Here is a 15,464-nt window from a genome sequence, read left to right as displayed (position 1 = left end):
GCGGCGCGCTCGCCGGGCCGGACGGGTGGGCTCGTGGCTCAGGTCCAGGTCATCAGGCGCTTCGGCCGCTCCAGGACGGCCGCCACGTCCGCCAGCACCTTGGAGCCCAGGGCGCCGTCCACCAGCCGGTGGTCGAAGGAGAGCGCCAGGGTGGTGACGTGCCGCGGCTTGACCTTGCCCTTGTGCACCCAGGGCTGCTCGCGCACCTGGCCGAAGGCCAGGATCGCGGACTCGCCCGGGTTGAGGATGGGCGTGCCGGTGTCGACGCCGAAGACGCCGACGTTGGTGATGGTCACCGTGCCGCCCTGCATCTCCGCCGGGGTGGTCTTGCCCTCCCGCGCGGTGCCGACCAGTTCGCCGAGGGCGGCGGCCAGCTCGGGCAGCGTACGGGCGCCCGCGTCCTTGATGTTCGGGACGATGAGGCCGCGCGGGGTGGCGGCGGCGATGCCCAGGTTGACGTAGTCCTTCCGGACGATCTCCTGGTTCTCCTCGTCCCAGGAGGCGTTGACCTCCGGGTTGCGCCGGATGGCGACGAGGAACGCCTTGGCGACCAGCAGCAGCGGGTTCACGCGCAGCCCGGACATGTCCGGGTCCTGCTTGAGCTCCTGGACGAGCCGCATGGTGCGGGTGACGTCCACCGTCACGAACTCGGTGACGTGCGGCGCCGTGAACGCGCTGCTGACCATCGCCGCGGCGGTGGCCTTCCGTACGCCCTTGACCGGGATACGGGTCTCCCGCGCCGCCGTCTCCGCGGACGGGGCCGCGGCCGGCTGGGGCTGCGGCGCGGCCTGCGGCTCCGCGACGGGTGCGGCGGGCGCGGGCGCCGCGGCCGCCTTGTGCACGTCGCCGCGGGTGATCACGCCGTCCGCGCCGGTCGGAGTGACCGTCGCCAGGTCGATGCCCAGGTCCTTGGCCAGCTTGCGCACCGGCGGCTTGGCGAGCGGCCTGCCGCCCGCGTCGACGGCACCGCCCGGTGCCGCACCGCCCGGTGCCGTCCCGGCGAGCGCCGTGTCCGGCGCCGGCGCGGCGCCCGCGCTGCCCGGGTGCCCGTTCAGGTCGCTCTGCACCGCCGTCTGCGCCGCCTCGCCGCCCGCGCCCGCGGGCTGGGCCGACTGCTTGCGCGGGCGGCGCTTGGTCGAGCTGGCGCTGACGCCGTACCCGACCAGCACCGGCTGGCGCTTGCCGCCCTCCTGGGGCTCCGCGGGCTCCGCGGGCTCGGCTTCGGCCGAGCCCGCCGAGGCGGCCTCCGCGTAGTAGCTCGGCGGCTCCACCTCACCGGCGGGCGCGCCGCCGCCCGCCGGGGGGCCGGCCGACGGGTCGGTGTCGACGGTGATGATCACCGTCCCGACGTCGACCGTCGTGCCCTCGTCGAACAGCAGCTCGTGCACGGCGCCGTCGTACGGGATCGGCAGCTCCACGGCGGCCTTCGCCGTCTCCACCTCGCAGACGACCTGCCCGTCCGTGACCGTGTCACCGGGCCGTACGTACCACTTGAGGATCTCGGCTTCCGTCAGGCCCTCGCCCACGTCGGGCATCTTGAACTCGCGGATACGGGTCGAAGTCTCCGTCATCGTCACGACTCTCCTCGATCCTCAGTACGCCAACGCGCGGTCGACGGCATCGAGCACCCGGTCCAGACCCGGCAGGTACTCGTCCTCCAGGCGGGCCGGCGGATACGGCGCGTGGAAGCCGCCGACGCGCAGCACCGGTGCCTCCAGGTGATAGAAGCAGCGCTCCGTGATCCGGGCGGCGATCTCCGAGCCCGTACCGAGGAAGACCGGTGCCTCGTGCACCACCACCAGCCTGCCTGTCTTCTCCACCGATCGCTGGAGAGTGTCGAAGTCGATCGGGGACATCGAGCGGAGGTCGACCACCTCGAGCGAACGGCCCTCGTCCGCGGCGGCCGTCGCGGCCTCCAGGCACGTCTTCACCATCGGCCCGTACGCCGCCAGCGTGAGGTCGCCGCCCTGCCGCGCCACGCGCGCGGTGTGCAGGGGGCCCGGGATGGCGGCGGTGTCGACCTCGCCCTTGTCCCAGTAGCGCCGCTTGGGCTCGAAGAAGATGACCGGGTCGTCGCTCTCGATGGCCTGCTGCATCATCCAGTAGGCGTCCGAGGAGTTCGAGGGCGAGACGCACTTCAGCCCCGCGACGTGCGCGAACAGCGCCTCCGGCGACTCGCTGTGGTGCTCGACGGCGCCGATGCCGCCCGCGTACGGGATGCGGATGACGACGGGCACCTTGACCTTGCCCAGCGCACGCGCGTGCATCTTGGCGAGCTGCGTGACGATCTGGTCGTACGCGGGGAAGACGAAGCCGTCGAACTGGATCTCCGCCACCGGCCGGTAGCCGCGCAGCGCCAGCCCGATGGCCGTGCCGATGATGCCGGACTCGGCGAGCGGGGTGTCGATGACCCGGTCCTCGCCGAAGTCCTTCTGCAGTCCGTCGGTGATCCGGAAGACGCCGCCGAGCTTGCCGACATCCTCGCCCATGACCAGGACCTTGGGGTTGTCCTCCATCGCCTTGCGCAGCGACTCGTTGAGCGCCTTGGCGAGGGGCATCTTGGTGGCAGCCATGGTTACTTGGCCTCCTCGGGCTCGAACGACGCCAGGTACTCGGCGTACTGCGCGCGCTCCTCGTCGACCAGGGCGTGCCCGTCGGCGTAGACGTGCTCGAAGATCGCCATGGTGTCCGGGTTCGGCATGGTGCGTACGGCGTCCCGCACCCGCTTGGCGAGTGCGTCGCTCTCCTCGTCGACGGCGTCCAGGAACGCCTTGTCGGCCAGCTTCTCCTTCTCCAGCAGCGTGCGCAGCCGCAGGATCGGGTCCTTGGCCTCCCACGCCTCGCGTTCCTCGTCCCGGCGGTACTTCGTCGGGTCGTCGGAGGTGGTGTGGGCGCCCATGCGGTACGTGAACGCCTCGACCAGCATCGGGCCCTGCCCCGAACGGGCGCGCTCGACGGCGGCCTTCGTCACCGCGAGGCAGGCCAGCACGTCGTTGCCGTCGACCCGTACGCCCGGGAAGCCGAAGCCGGCCGCCCGCTGGTAGATCGGCACCCGCGACTGGCGCTCGGCGGGCTCGGAGATCGCCCACTGGTTGTTCTGGCAGAAGAACACGACCGGCGCGTTGTAGACGGCGGCGAACGTGAACGCCTCCGCCACGTCGCCCTGGCTGCTCGCGCCGTCACCGAAATAGGCGACGACGGCCGAGTCCGCGCCGTCCTTCGCGACGCCCATGGCGTACCCGGTCGCGTGCAGCGTCTGGGAGCCGATGACGATCGTGTAGAGGTGGAAGTTGTTGCTGTTCGGGTCCCAGCCGCCGTGGTTGACGCCGCGGAACATGCCGAGCAGGTTCGTCGGGTCCACCCCGCGCACCCACGCGACACCGTGCTCGCGGTAGGTGGGGAAGACGTAGTCGTCGTCGTGCAGCGCACGCGCGGAGCCGATCTGGGCGGCCTCCTGGCCGAGCAGCGAGGCCCACAGGCCCAGCTCGCCCTGGCGTTGCAGCGCGGTCGCCTCGGCGTCGAAACGCCGGGTCAGCATCATGTCGCGGTAGAGCCCGCGAAGCTCCTCCGGTGTGGGGTCGATGGCGTAGTCCGGGTGCTCGACCCGTTCGCCCTGGGGGGTCAGCAGCTGTACGAGCTCCGGCTCGGCCGTCGCGCTCGTGGCCGTCTTCTTCTTCCTGGCCGCGCTCGCGCGCTTCCCGGTGCCGCCGCTGCGGCGCGTCGTGCTGCGCGCGGCAGTGCCTTCCACGGTCACGTGTGCTCCTCCGTCTTTCCGGCCCCCGGGATCGGCCGGGGAGCCAGTGCGGCTCGCCCGGTCCCGGTACGGCGCACGGGGTTGGGTGCGGCGCGGACGGAACCGAGCGGTGACTGGTGTCCCGTTCGATGGCCCGCTAAGAACAAGTTACCCAGCGGCACCGCATACCCGCGAAGCCACCCTGACCTGCGATTTTGCTTGGAAATCCAAGTAAATCGCGCCGGTCTGGAACATCACTGGTCACAGCCTCGCAAGCGGACGGGACAGTCGCACGTTATCCCGGCGGCCCGGAGGACGGGAAGAGCCGAGTGCGACCAGTATGTGAGACTGAAAGGGTGCCCGAAAACGGAAAAATCACCGTATTCCTACTCGACGACCACGAGGTCGTCCGGCGCGGCGTCCACGACATGCTCGCCGCCGAACCGGACATCGAGGTGGTCGGCGAAGCCGCCACCGCGGCCGACGCGCTGACCCGCATCCCGGCGACCCGGCCCGACGTGGCGGTGCTCGACGTACGGCTGCCCGACGGCAGCGGCGTCGAGGTCTGCCGCGAGATCCGCTCCCGGCAGGAGTCCGTACGGTGCCTGATGCTCACCTCGTACGCCGACGACGAGGCCCTCTTCGACGCCATCATGGCGGGCGCCTCCGGCTACGTGCTCAAGGCGATCCGCGGCACGGAACTGCTGACCGCCGTACGCGAGGTCGCGTCCGGCAAGTCGCTGCTCGACCCGGCCGCGACGCAGCGCGTGCTGGAACGGCTCCGGGACGGCGGCGCGGCCCGTAACGGCCGTACGGGTGGTTCGGGCGGGGCGGGCGGCGCCCGTGCCGACGACCGGCTGGCGCACCTCACCGAGCAGGAGCGGCGCATCCTCACCCTCATCGGCGAGGGCCTGACGAACCGGGCGATCGGCGAGGAGCTGCACCTCGCGGAGAAGACGATCAAGAACTACGTGTCGGCGCTGCTGTCGAAGCTGGGGATGGAGCGGCGGTCGCAGGCGGCGGCGTACGTGGCCCGCCTCCAGTCAGGCGGCGCCCCCACGCAGTCCGGCGATTGAGGAGGACCTCCTCAGCCACCAACTCCAGCCCGTCCGGCGATTGAGGACGGCCCGGAGCCACGATGGCGGTGCACTGGGCCACAGGGCTGTCGGCCCACTGACAGGCCGTGGCCGCCCCCGGCCGTCCTCAAACGCCGGACGGGCTTGGGGTGCCCGCTACGGGCTGGATTGGGTGGCTGTCCAGGGGCCAAAGTCACGGATCGAGGGACTACCGGCGGTCACGGTCACGCGCGGGGCCGTAGGACAGTGGAGGGATGCCCACCGAGCAAGACCGCGCGATCGAGCTGCTGCGCACCACCCCGTACGGCCGTATCGCGATGAGCCGGCACGCCCTGCCGTTCATCACCGTCGCCCGGCACATCGTCGCCGGGCGCTCGGTGCTGCTGCGGCTGCACAGGGGGTTCGGCTACCACCGGGCGTGTGACGGGAACGTCGTCGCGTACGAGGCGGACAACATGCACCGGGGCGGCGACGTGTGGGCCGTGCAGCTCGTGGGCACGGCGCGGCTCGCCGAGCCGGGGCCGGCGGAGCTGGCGCGGCTCGGGCCGCCGGCCCGTTCGGCGGACGCGGAGCCGTACGCGCCCGCGTACCTCCGCCTCGACCCGCGGTTCGCCTCGGTGCATCGGCTCACCGGCGTGGCCTAGCCCGCCACAAGGCCGCAAGGCCGCAAGGCGCCGTGGGCGACAAGGCCGCAAGACAGAGTCAGCCCAGGACAGAGTCAGCCGCAGAACGCGTCCCGCACCCGCTCGTAGTGCCGCGTCCACCACACCACCAGCGCCGCGGCCGCCGGGAACTGCGGGTCCGCGCGGCCGTCGCGCAGCTGGTAGCGCCAGCGGAGCATCCAGAAGTCGTTGAGGCGCTCCCACCACACCCGGTGCACCGCCGCGCCGAGTTCCGCGGCCGAGGCGGTGGCGCAGCAGCGGTAGGCGCGTGCGTACGCCCGTACCTTCGCGAGGTCCATCGTGCCGTCCGGCCGTACGAAGAAGATCGCCGCGCCGCGTACGGCCTCCTCCGCGCGGGGCTGCACGTCCAGCCGGTCCCAGTCCACGATCGCGACGGGTTCGCTGGGGCGGCCGGGCTCGAGGGCGCGGTAGAGCAGGTTCAGCGGGTGGAAGTCGCCGTGCACCCAGCCGGTGGCGGGGGCCGTGCCCGCGTCGGGGCGGCTGCCGCCGTACGTGCGCAGCATCACGCGGCGCTCCTGCAGGCGGTGCTCGGCGAGTTCGTCGAAGCCGTCACGGTGCGGGCGGGCGCGTACGCGCTCCAGCAGCTCCCCGATCAGGCTCTCGGTCTCGGCCGGGTCGGCGCTCTCCGGTGCCTGCCGCGGCCCGGTCCCGTACGCGGGCAGCACCTCCGCCAGCCGCGTGTGCACCTGGCCGAGGAGGCTGCCGAGCCGCTTGCACTGCGCGGCGGTCAGCTCGTCGCCGTGCCAGTGCCGGCCCTCGATCCAGGGGTGCAGCGCGTAGCAGCGGTCGTCGACGACGGTGACCGTACGGCCCTCGCCGTCGGCCACGGGCGGTACGGCGGGCAGCCCGAGTTCCTCCAGCCGTGCGGTCGCCCGGTGCCGCTGCTCGAGCGGCGCGGGGTCGGCCGGGTCGGCGTCGAGGTGGTGCTTGAGGAAGAACCGGCCGCGAGTGGTGGCCAGCCGGTAGCCGTGGTTGAGCAGCCCGTACGAGAGCGGCTCGCACGACAGCGGCTCGCCCGCGCGGTAGCGCGTGAGCAGCGTGCGGAGGGTGTCCGCGGCGAGGCGCGGAGGTGACTGCTGCACCGTACGGGCCTGGGCTGCCGGTCAGCCGCCGGTCGTGCCGCCCGTGTCGGGCGCGCCTGCCTCGCCGCCGTTGTCCCCTTCGCCGGCGGTGTCGCCCTCGGTGCCGCCTGCCGGGTCGTCCGGCGATCCGGTCGGGCCGGTGCCGCCCGGGTCGCCGCCGGTGTTGGTGCCTCCGCCGCCGGGGGCGCCGCCGCCGTTGCTGGTGCCGGGGTCCGTCGGGGTGTCCGAGGGCGTGTCCGTCGGCGAACCGGTGTCGTCGGTGGGCGTGGTGTCCGTCGCGGTCGGGGCCGGCTCCCAGGTGCCGTCGTCATCGCCGCCGGTGGTGGTGCCCGGGTCCTGCTCGGTCTCGCTGGGCGCCTCCGAGGGCTCCTCGGTGGTCTCGTCGTCCTTCGGCGCGGACGTGCTGGTGTCCGGCTTCACGTCCTTCTTCTCGCCGTCACCGCCGCCCAGGTCGAGGGCGAAGAAGATGCCGGCGGCGATGGCGATGACGGCGAGGAACGCGATAAGCGCGTACTTGAAGCCGCCGCCCTTGCGTCCGCCGTCCGCGCCCATCGCGCGGGTGCCGCCGTCGAAGCCTCCGTCGTCCCGGTCGGGCCGGCCCATCAGCAGCGGCGGGCCCATCTGGGAGGTGTCCGAGTGCGGGTGCCCCTGCGCGCCTGCGCCGGGGATGCCCATGGCCGGGGTGGAGCCGCCGCCGTGCCCGACGGGCCCGGTGTTCCACAGGCCGCCGGTGTGGCTGCCCTGCTCGTGCAGCATCCGCAGGGCGTACTGGACGAGGCCGCGCATCTCCTCGGCGCTCTGAAACCGGTCGTCCGGGTCCTTCGCCAGCGACCGCATCACCAGCCCGTCCAGCTCCGGCGGCACCGCGTCGGAGACCTGCGACGGGGCCACCGCGGTGTCCTGCACGTGCTGGTAGACGACCGACAGCGGGGTCTCGCCGGTGAACGGGGGGCGCAGCGCGAGGAGTTCGTAGAGGAGGCAGCCGGTGGCGTACAGGTCTGACCGGGTGTCGACGGTCTTGCCGAGCGCCTGCTCGGGCGACAGGTACTGCGGGGTGCCCATCACCATGCCGGTCTGGGTCATGGTGTTGGAGGCGCCGTGCAGGGCGCGGGCGATGCCGAAGTCCATCACCTTGACCGCGCCCTGGGCGGTGATGATGACGTTCGCGGGCTTGATGTCGCGGTGCACGATGCCGTGCTGGTGGCTGTAGGCCAGGGCCTCCAGCACGCCGGAGACGATGATCAGCGCCTGGTCGGCGGGCGGCGACTCGGCGTTGAGCAGCAGCTCGCGGATCGTGCTGCCCTCGACGAGCTCCATCACGATGTACGGCGTGACGTTGCCGCCGATGAACTCCTCGCCGGAGTCGTACACGGCGACGACCGCATGGTGGTTCAGCCCCGCGACCGACTGTGCCTCGCGGGTGAAACGGGCCTTGGACACGGGGTCTTCGGCGAGGTCCGAGCGGAGCAGCTTGACCGCGACCGTACGGCCGAGGCGTACGTCCTCGGCGCCGAAGACCTCCGCCATGCCGCCGCGGCCGAGCCGGTGGGTGAGCCGGTACCGGCCGTCGCCGACCAGCCCGTTGTTCCCCCAGAACTCCGGCGAATCGGGCATGGAACCGCCCACGGACCCGCCCGTCGCGTCGGGCTCCGAAGGGCCCCCAGCGGCTTGCGTCTGTGCCATCAGTCCTCGCCGTCGATCGTCCGCGGGATGTGCGGTCGGGTACGCTCTCCCCCGCCTGGAGGCTACCGCCTCGCGGTGCGTGCCGGGATCGGGGCGGAGCTGTAATCCAACCGGCTACGTGCTCCGGCTGGCAAGTTCACTGACCGCGACGGTGCGGTACCTGCCGTGGGGCCCTGAATGAGATTTGTGTCTCGTGCGTGTGGGCACACGATGCGCATCCGGTTACGGAACGGGCAACGAGCTTGACGTGTCAGAGCCCTGGGGCAGACTTGGCCAGTATCAGGATCACTGGACCTGTCCGCAGGACGCGGCCGCGGAGCGTCACCCCGGCCGGTCGCGGGTCCGGCGACCATCGCCACTCGATCGAGACAGACATGCGCCGGTACAGCGCCGCCAAGGGGGAAGCAGTCAGATGAGCGACGACGGCGCACAGGGTGCCGCGCACTACTTGGGCCGCACCGTCGGCAATGGCCGGTTCCAGCTCCAGAGTCTGCTCGGCGCGGGCGGCATGGCCTCCGTGTACCTCGCGTACGACTCCGTGCTGGACAGACAGGTCGCGGTCAAGACGCTGCACACCGAGCTCGGCCGGGAGGCGTCGTTCCGCGAGCGCTTCCGGCGCGAGGCGCAGTCCGTCGCCAAGCTGACGCACACCAACATCGTCTCGGTGTACGACTCGGGCGAGGACGACATCGACGGCGCGATGGTGCCGTACATCGTCATGGAGTACGTCGAGGGCAAGCCCCTGCGGAGCGTGCTGGACGAGGACGTCGCGCAGTTCGGCGCGATGCCCGCCGACAAGGCGCTGAAGATCACCGGCGATGTGCTGGCGGCGCTCGAGGTCAGCCACGAAATGGGCCTGGTGCACCGCGACATCAAGCCGGGCAACGTGATGGTGACCAAGCGCGGTGTGGTCAAGGTCATGGACTTCGGCATCGCGCGGGCCATGCAGTCCGGCGTCACCTCCATGACGCAGACCGGCATGGTCGTCGGCACCCCGCAGTATCTGTCTCCCGAACAGGCCCTGGGCCGGGGCGTGGACGCCCGCTCGGACCTGTACTCGGTGGGCATCATGCTCTTCGAGCTGATCACGGGGCGGCTGCCGTTCGACGCGGACTCGCCGCTGGCGATCGCGTACGCGCACGTGCAGGAGGAGCCGGTCGCGCCCTCGACGATCAACCAGGCGGTGCCGCCCGCCCTGGACGCGCTGGTGGCGCGCACCCTGAAGAAGAACCCGAACGAACGCTTCCCCTCCGCCGAGGCGATGCACGACGAGTGCAACCGCATCGGCGGCTCCGGCGCCGCCTCGGGCGCCGCGCCGATCATCATCAGCGGCGGCCCGGCCGCCAGCGGCGCGGGACTCGGGCAGGCCGTCTTCCCGCCGGTGGACGCGAGCGGGCAGGCGCCGTCCGGCAGCGTGCAGCAGCCGTACCAGCCGCAGCAGTACGGCGGCTACGCCCCGTCGACGCCGCCGCCCACGCCGGCGTACGGACAGCAGCAGCAGGGGTACGCGACCCCGGCATACGGGCAGCAGCAGGGCGGCGGCGCGCAGACCCCGCCGCCGTACAACCTCTCGCCGGCCGGCTCGCCCGGCGGCGGGCACGGTGGCGGCGGCAAGAACAACACCGCCATCATGATCGGTTCCGCGGTCGTGGCGGTCGCGGTGGTCATCGCCGTGATCATCGCCGTGTCGATGAGCGGCGGTGAGGACGACCCGAAGGCCGACGACAAGCCGTCGAACACCACGTCCGCGCCGCCCGGCGCCACCGGCGGCGACGCCGGGACGAGCGGCGAGCCCGGGACGAACGCGCCCCCGGAGGAGAAGTTCAAGGGCGAGGACAAGACGAAGACGATCGACTCCACGGAGTGCACCGAGGCGCGGGAGCACTACGAGGACAAGGACAAGGTGTACGTGCCGGACTTCACGTACAAGAACCTGGCCTCGGTCAAGGACTGCATCCGCAAGGCCGGCTGGAAGCTCGGCGAGGTCACGTACGAGGACGAGAACGTCTGGGGCAAGAACGCGGTGCTGGAGCAGACCCCGGACGACCTGGACGGCTTCGACCCGGAATCGGACAAGGTCGACCTGACCGTCTCCACCGGCCAGCCCGGCACCTGAGCCGCGCGAGCGCCACTGAGCGCGGGGCCCCGGCACACCTGGTGTGCCGGGGCCCCGCGCTCGTTCTCGTCGGTGCGTACCGCTGTCGTCGTGCCCTTGGGCTCAGTCGTGCCTTGGGCTCAGAGGTACGGGCCGCCCTGGCGCGCGTGGCCGGGGTCCTCGACGTCCGGCATGTCGTCCGGGAGCGTGCCCGGCGGCAGCGCCCTGCGCATCTGCTCCAGCTGCGCGCGCGCCGCCATCTGCTGGGCGAACAGCGCGGTCTGGATGCCGTGGAACAGCCCCTCCAGCCAGCCCACCAGCTGTGCCTGCGCGATGCGCAGCTCGGCCTCGGTCGGCACGCCCTCGTCGGTGAAGGGCAGCGAGAGCCGTTCCAGCTCCTCGATCAGCTCGGGCGCGAGGCCGTCCTCCAGCTCCTTGACGGAGCTGGCGTGGATCTCCTTGAGCCGCACGCGGCTCGCCTCGTCCAGCGGAGCCGCCTTCACTTCCTCCAGCAGCTGCTTGATCATGCTGCCGATCCGCATGACCTTCGCGGGCTGCTCGACCATCTCCGTCACGGGGACCTCAGCCTGCTCGTCGGCTTCACCTTCGCCGCCCTTGGAGGCGGCACTGCCGAGAGCCATTCCGTCCGGCCCCACGACCAGGACGTGCGGACTCTCCTGCGACCGTTCATTGCTCGGCTGTGTCATACCCCCATTCTGCATCCCGGCCACCTGCCCCGTCGGGCCAGTCCCGGCAACGGGCCGGCGCGGGCCGGGAGCGGGTCAGGAGCGGCGCAGGCGCAGGGCCAGAAAGGCCAGGCCGAGGCCGAGCGAGGTGAGCCCGGCGCCCAGCGGCAGCACGGGCAGTACGGGCTCACCGCGCCTCGCCGCCGCGTACCCGGGCTGTTCCCGCTGGGCGAGGGCGCCGTCGCCGGGCCGCTCCGGGGGTGAGGCGACCGGGGCGGGGCTCCATGGCTCGGCCTCCGGCTCCGCTTGCGGCTCCGCTTCCGCTGCCGGCGGCGGGGTGGGCGCGGCGGGCGGCTCGTACGGTGCCGCCGGTTGCCCGGGGGACAGGACCGGCGCCGGGTGGTGCCCGGTGCCGGTCCTGTCGCCCGAGGGGTGCGGCTGCGCGCCCGGGTACGTGCCGTGACGCGCGGCCGTCTCGCCGCCGCCCGTAGGGTGCGGTGACGGAGCGCTCGGGTCCGGATGCGTGCCGTGACGCCCGTCGGCGCCCTGTCCGTCCCACTGGCCGCCGGGGTGGTCGTGCGCCGGCCACCATCCGTACGGGGACGCCTCCGGCCCGGATGCGGCACCCCAGCCGGAGTGGCTCCACGGCGGCCCGGGTGCGGGCGCGGGGTTCGCCTCGTCGGCCGCGGCGGCGTGCGGCACGGGGAACAGCACGGCGGCGCAGGCCAGTACGGAGACTCCGAGGGGTACGCGGGCACCGGCCGCGCCAAGGGTGGCGCGCACGCCACGGGCCGGGCCCTGCCTGCGGGTTCCGTTCCGACTGCCACTTCGACGCGAGTGAGCCACCACCGCATCCCTCCCGTGCCGGGCCTGTCCAACGGCGTAACCAGCGTCACATGAATGGACAAACCCGGCATCTCGGACAGGTGCCCGCGGAAGACCCCCGTCCGGCCCGAACCCCGCGCCCACCGGGCGCCGTCAGGTGGTGAGCACGGCCTCGCCTCAGGTGGTGAGCACGACCTTGCCGACGTGCGCGCTCTCGTCCAGCACCCGGTGCGCCTCCGCGGCCTTCCGCATCGGCAGCGTACGGTCCACCACCGGCCGTACCCGCCCGTCCGCGAGCAGCGGCCAGACGTGCTCCCTTACGGCGCCGACGATCGCCGCCTTCTCCCCCGGCGGACGCCCCCGCAGCGAGGTGGCCGTGACGGCGCCGCGCTTCGCCAGCAGGGCGCCCAGGTGCAGTTCGGCCTTGACGCCGCCCTGCAGGCCGATGATGGCGAGCCGCCCGTTGGGGGCGAGCGCCCGTACGTTCCGCTCCAGGTACTTGGCGCCCATGATGTCCAGGATGACGTCCGCGCCCTCGCCATCCGTGGCGGCGCGCAGCTCCTCGACGAAGTCCTGCTCGCGGTAGTCGATCAGGATGTCCGCGCCCAGCTCCGCGCACCGCGCCAGCTTCTCCGGGCTGCCCGCCGTCACCGCGACGCGCGCGCCGACGGCCTTGGCCAGCTGCACCGCCATCGTGCCGATGCCGCTGGCGCCGCCGTGCACCAACAGGGTCTCGCCGGGCCGTAGATGGGCGATCATGAACACGTTCGACCAGACGGTGCAGGTCACTTCGGGCAGCGCCGCCGCGCTCACCGCGTCGAGCCCGCCGGGCACCGGCAGCAGCTGGCCGGCGGGCACGGCGACCTTCTCGGCGTAGCCGCCGCCGGACAGCAGCGCGCACACCTCGTCGCCGACGGCCCAGCCCGCGCCGGACTCGGACGCCGCGGACGGCTCCGGAACTCCCGGCCCCAGCGCGGCGATACGGCCCGCGCACTCCAGGCCGGGATACGGCGAACTGCCGGGCGGCGGATCGTAGAAGCCCTGCCGCTGGAGCAGATCGGCGCGGTTGACGGCGCTCGCCGCCACCTCCACCAGGACCTCGCCCTCGCCGGGGACGGGATCGGGAACCTCCGCCCAGACCAGTGCGTCGGGGCCGCCGGGCTCGGGAATCGTGATCGCGTACATGGGGCGACGCTACCGCCCCGAGTCGCCGGACGGGCCCGACTGTGCCGGCGACGACCGCTGGATGACCACCACCCGGTCGGTGAGCTGGAGCGCCGCCGCCTCCGGGTCGTCGTAGCCGAGCAGCCGGTGCCCGCGTACGACCGTGACCACCAAGTCCGCGCAGTCGCGCGGCGAGTGGCCCGCCTCCGCCTTGGTGACCGGGCGCTCGCTGAGGCTGAGTCCGGTGCCCTGCTGGATCAGGTCCTCCATCACGGAGCTCGCGTTCGGGCTGAGCACCGACAGGCCGAGCAGCCGGCCGGCCGCGCTGGAGCTGGTGATGACCGAGTCCGCGCCGGACTGGCGCAGCAGCGGCGCGTTCTCCTCCTCGCGTACGGCTGCGACGATCCGCAGCCGCGGATTCAGCTGCCGGGCCGTCAGGATGACCAGTACGGCGGTGTCGTCGCGCTGCGGTGCCACCACGATCTGCCGGGCGCGCTGCACTTCGGCGCGTACGAGCACGTCGCTGCGTGTCGCGTCGCCGATCACGCCCGCGTAACCCTCCTCCGCCGCCAGCTTGATGACATGGTGGCTCGGGTCGATCAGCACGAGCCGTTCCTTCGGTGTGCCCGTGGACAACAGCGTCTGGGTTGCCGACCGGCCCTTGGTGCCGAAGCCGACGATGACCGTGTGATCGCGCAAGGCGGACCTCCAGCGCGTCTGGCGCCACTGCTCGCGGGTGCGCTCGGTGAGCACTTCGAGCGTCGTGCCGACGAGGATGATCAGGAACAGGACGCGGAGCGGTGTGATCAGCAGGACGTTGATGAGCCGGGCGCCGTCGCCGACCGGTGCGATGTCGCCGTAGCCGGTGGTGGAGAGGGTGACGGTGGTGTAGTAGACGCAGTCGAGGAACGAGACGGACTGGTCGTGGCTGTCGGAGTAGTCCTCCCGGTCCATGTACACCAGCAGGACCGTCGCCCAGAGCACGCTGAACGCGGCCAGCAGGCGGCGGCCGACCTGCACCATCGGGCCGACCGTGGGCCGTGGCAGCAGGATGTGCTGGTCGGCCGTCTCGCGTTGGGGCTTCTTCCGTGCCTTCACCGGGTACGCCGCCTCGTCTTCGGTACGCCAGGTGCGCTGAGCGCGCCGGGTGCCGGCATGTCGATCGTCACCAGGGAAGTTCCAGAAGCTGTACGGGCGTGCCCGCCGCGGCGCCGCCCGGCGGTACGACGGCCAGGTGGGAGGCCGCCGCGATACCGCGCAGCATGGCAGGCCCCGTGTAGCGCAGCGGCACCGCCCCCACCGCGTCCGCGCCGTGCTCGACGGGCACCAGCCGGGTGTCGCGCGGATGCCCGGACACGTCCGCGGTGAGGGCGGCGCGTACGGGCGCGGGCGCGGCACGGCCCGCACGCGTACGGATCACCGGGCCGGCCAGCGTGACCAGTCCGGAGACGGCGGCCAGCGGGTTGCCGGGGAGGCCCACGAGGTGCCGCCCGCGCAGATCGGCGAGCAGCATGGGATGCCCCGGGCGTACCTCCACACCGTCGACCAGCAGCCGCGCGCCCACCCGGCGCAGGGTCGGGTGGACGTGGTCGAGCGGGCCCGCGGCCGTACCGCCTGTGGTGACGATCAGGTCGGCGGTGCTCGTGGTGACCGCCTCGTACAGCGCCTCCGCGTCGTCCCCGAGCCGCCGCGTCGCCACGACGTCGGCGCCCAGTCCCTCCAGCCACGGCCCGACCATCGGGCCGAGCGCGTCCCGGATGCGCCCGTCCCGCGGCCGTCCGCGGTGCAGCAACTCGTCCCCGAGCACCAGCACTTCGGCGCGCGGGCGCGGGGTGACGGTCAGCTGGTCGTAGCCGGCGGCCGCGGCCAGGCCCAGTACGGCGGGGGTGACGACGGTGCCGGACGCGAGCAGCCGGTCGCCGGAACGGCACTCCTGGCCGCGCGGGCGGATGTCCGTACCCTGCTCGGCACTGCCCGGCGGCGCGTCCTCGGCGAGCCGCAGCCGCGTACCGCCCGCGCGTGCGCGCTCGCTGCGCAGCACGGCGGTGGCGCCGCGCGGCACGCGGGCGCCGGTGGCGATGCGGACGGCACGGCCGTCGGGGAGCGGCTCCGGCTCGTCCTGGCCGGCGACGATGCCGGGGTCCGCGGTGGCGTCGCGGCTGTCGCCGGTCACGGGCGCGGTGAGCTCCCACGGGCCCGGCCCGGAGACGGCCCAGCCGTCCATGGCGGAGGTGTCGAAGGAGGGCAGATCGGTCAACGCCTCGACGGGCGCGGCCAGTACGTGCCGCAGCGTCTCCTCCAGCGGCAGGGTGACGGGCATGCCGTGCGTCGCCGCGCGGGCGGCCGTACGGCGTGCCTCGCCCCAGGGGGACGCGGCGCGTGGGGCGGGTGCGGGGGCGGGGCCGGTGCTGTCTCTTATAACAATCTCCGAGCCCAC

Annotated in this window: 13 protein-coding genes; 3 read left to right on the top strand and 10 right to left on the bottom strand. The window is 72.9% G+C overall.

Features of this window, described 5'->3' with window-relative positions; translation table 11 throughout:
- Positions 1-38: 38 nt before the first annotated feature.
- Genes DVA86_RS02620 through pdhA form a run of 3 tightly spaced genes read right to left on the bottom strand, consistent with a single transcriptional unit; the run spans position 39 to position 3,754 of the window.
- On the bottom strand, positions 39-1,571 hold the full coding sequence (locus DVA86_RS02620) for a dihydrolipoamide acetyltransferase family protein (protein WP_208875427.1): 1,533 nt from the start codon (positions 1,569-1,571) through the stop codon (positions 39-41).
- A gap of 21 nt (positions 1,572-1,592) precedes the next feature.
- Positions 1,593-2,573, bottom strand: a complete 981-nt coding sequence (locus DVA86_RS02615; protein WP_208875425.1) for an alpha-ketoacid dehydrogenase subunit beta — start codon at positions 2,571-2,573, stop codon at positions 1,593-1,595.
- Positions 2,574-2,575: 2 nt separating this feature from the next.
- Complete coding sequence (pdhA, locus tag DVA86_RS02610; RefSeq protein ID WP_208875423.1) at positions 2,576-3,754, bottom strand: pyruvate dehydrogenase (acetyl-transferring) E1 component subunit alpha; 1,179 nt, start codon at positions 3,752-3,754, stop codon at positions 2,576-2,578.
- A 335-nt stretch (positions 3,755-4,089) separates the two neighbouring features.
- Between pdhA and DVA86_RS02605 the strand changes: the two genes are divergently transcribed.
- The gene (locus tag DVA86_RS02605; RefSeq protein ID WP_208875421.1) at positions 4,090-4,809 is read left to right on the top strand and encodes a response regulator; all 720 of its coding nucleotides are present in this window, start codon (positions 4,090-4,092) and stop codon (positions 4,807-4,809) included.
- A 254-nt stretch (positions 4,810-5,063) separates the two neighbouring features.
- Positions 5,064-5,453 carry a pyridoxamine 5'-phosphate oxidase family protein gene (locus DVA86_RS02600; protein ID WP_208875419.1) on the top strand — a complete coding sequence of 130 codons (390 nt, stop codon included), beginning with the start codon at positions 5,064-5,066 and terminating at the stop codon, positions 5,451-5,453.
- A gap of 74 nt (positions 5,454-5,527) precedes the next feature.
- Here the strand turns inward: DVA86_RS02600 and DVA86_RS02595 are convergent, their stop codons facing one another.
- Together DVA86_RS02595 and DVA86_RS02590 are read right to left on the bottom strand one after the other, a co-directional pair.
- Positions 5,528-6,574, bottom strand: coding sequence for a phosphotransferase (locus DVA86_RS02595; protein ID WP_245996288.1), 1,047 nt, complete (start codon positions 6,572-6,574; stop codon positions 5,528-5,530).
- Positions 6,575-6,595: 21 nt separating this feature from the next.
- Positions 6,596-8,257: a protein kinase domain-containing protein gene (locus tag DVA86_RS02590; protein ID WP_208875417.1), complete on the bottom strand. Its 1,662-nt coding sequence runs from the start codon at positions 8,255-8,257 to the stop codon at positions 6,596-6,598.
- A 412-nt stretch (positions 8,258-8,669) separates the two neighbouring features.
- Here DVA86_RS02590 and DVA86_RS02585 point away from each other — a divergent pair, with 412 nt between their 5' ends.
- Positions 8,670-10,373, top strand: a complete 1,704-nt coding sequence (locus DVA86_RS02585; protein ID WP_208875415.1) for a protein kinase domain-containing protein — start codon at positions 8,670-8,672, stop codon at positions 10,371-10,373.
- Positions 10,374-10,492: 119 nt separating this feature from the next.
- On the opposite strand, the gene DVA86_RS02580 is transcribed toward DVA86_RS02585, so the two are convergent.
- The 5 genes from DVA86_RS02580 to DVA86_RS02560 all read right to left on the bottom strand — a co-directional run.
- Positions 10,493-11,059, bottom strand: a complete 567-nt coding sequence (locus tag DVA86_RS02580) for a bacterial proteasome activator family protein (RefSeq protein WP_208875413.1) — start codon at positions 11,057-11,059, stop codon at positions 10,493-10,495.
- Between the two features lie 75 nt (positions 11,060-11,134).
- On the bottom strand, positions 11,135-11,821 hold the full coding sequence (locus DVA86_RS02575) for a hypothetical protein (RefSeq protein WP_208875411.1): 687 nt from the start codon (positions 11,819-11,821) through the stop codon (positions 11,135-11,137).
- A 219-nt stretch (positions 11,822-12,040) separates the two neighbouring features.
- Positions 12,041-13,048: an NAD(P)H-quinone oxidoreductase gene (locus DVA86_RS02570; protein WP_208875410.1), complete on the bottom strand. Its 1,008-nt coding sequence runs from the start codon at positions 13,046-13,048 to the stop codon at positions 12,041-12,043.
- Positions 13,049-13,057: 9 nt separating this feature from the next.
- Positions 13,058-14,050, bottom strand: a complete 993-nt coding sequence (locus DVA86_RS02565; RefSeq protein ID WP_208884319.1) for a potassium channel family protein — start codon at positions 14,048-14,050, stop codon at positions 13,058-13,060.
- 142 nt (positions 14,051-14,192) lie between these two features.
- The coding region (locus tag DVA86_RS02560; protein WP_208875409.1) for a molybdopterin molybdotransferase MoeA at positions 14,193-15,464 on the bottom strand (1,272 nt) is incomplete at its 5' end.

This window comes from Streptomyces armeniacus, from assembly GCF_003355155.1.
GTDB classification, from domain to species: domain Bacteria; phylum Actinomycetota; class Actinomycetes; order Streptomycetales; family Streptomycetaceae; genus Streptomyces; species Streptomyces armeniacus.
This window is presented reverse-complemented; position numbering and strand designations above follow the sequence as displayed.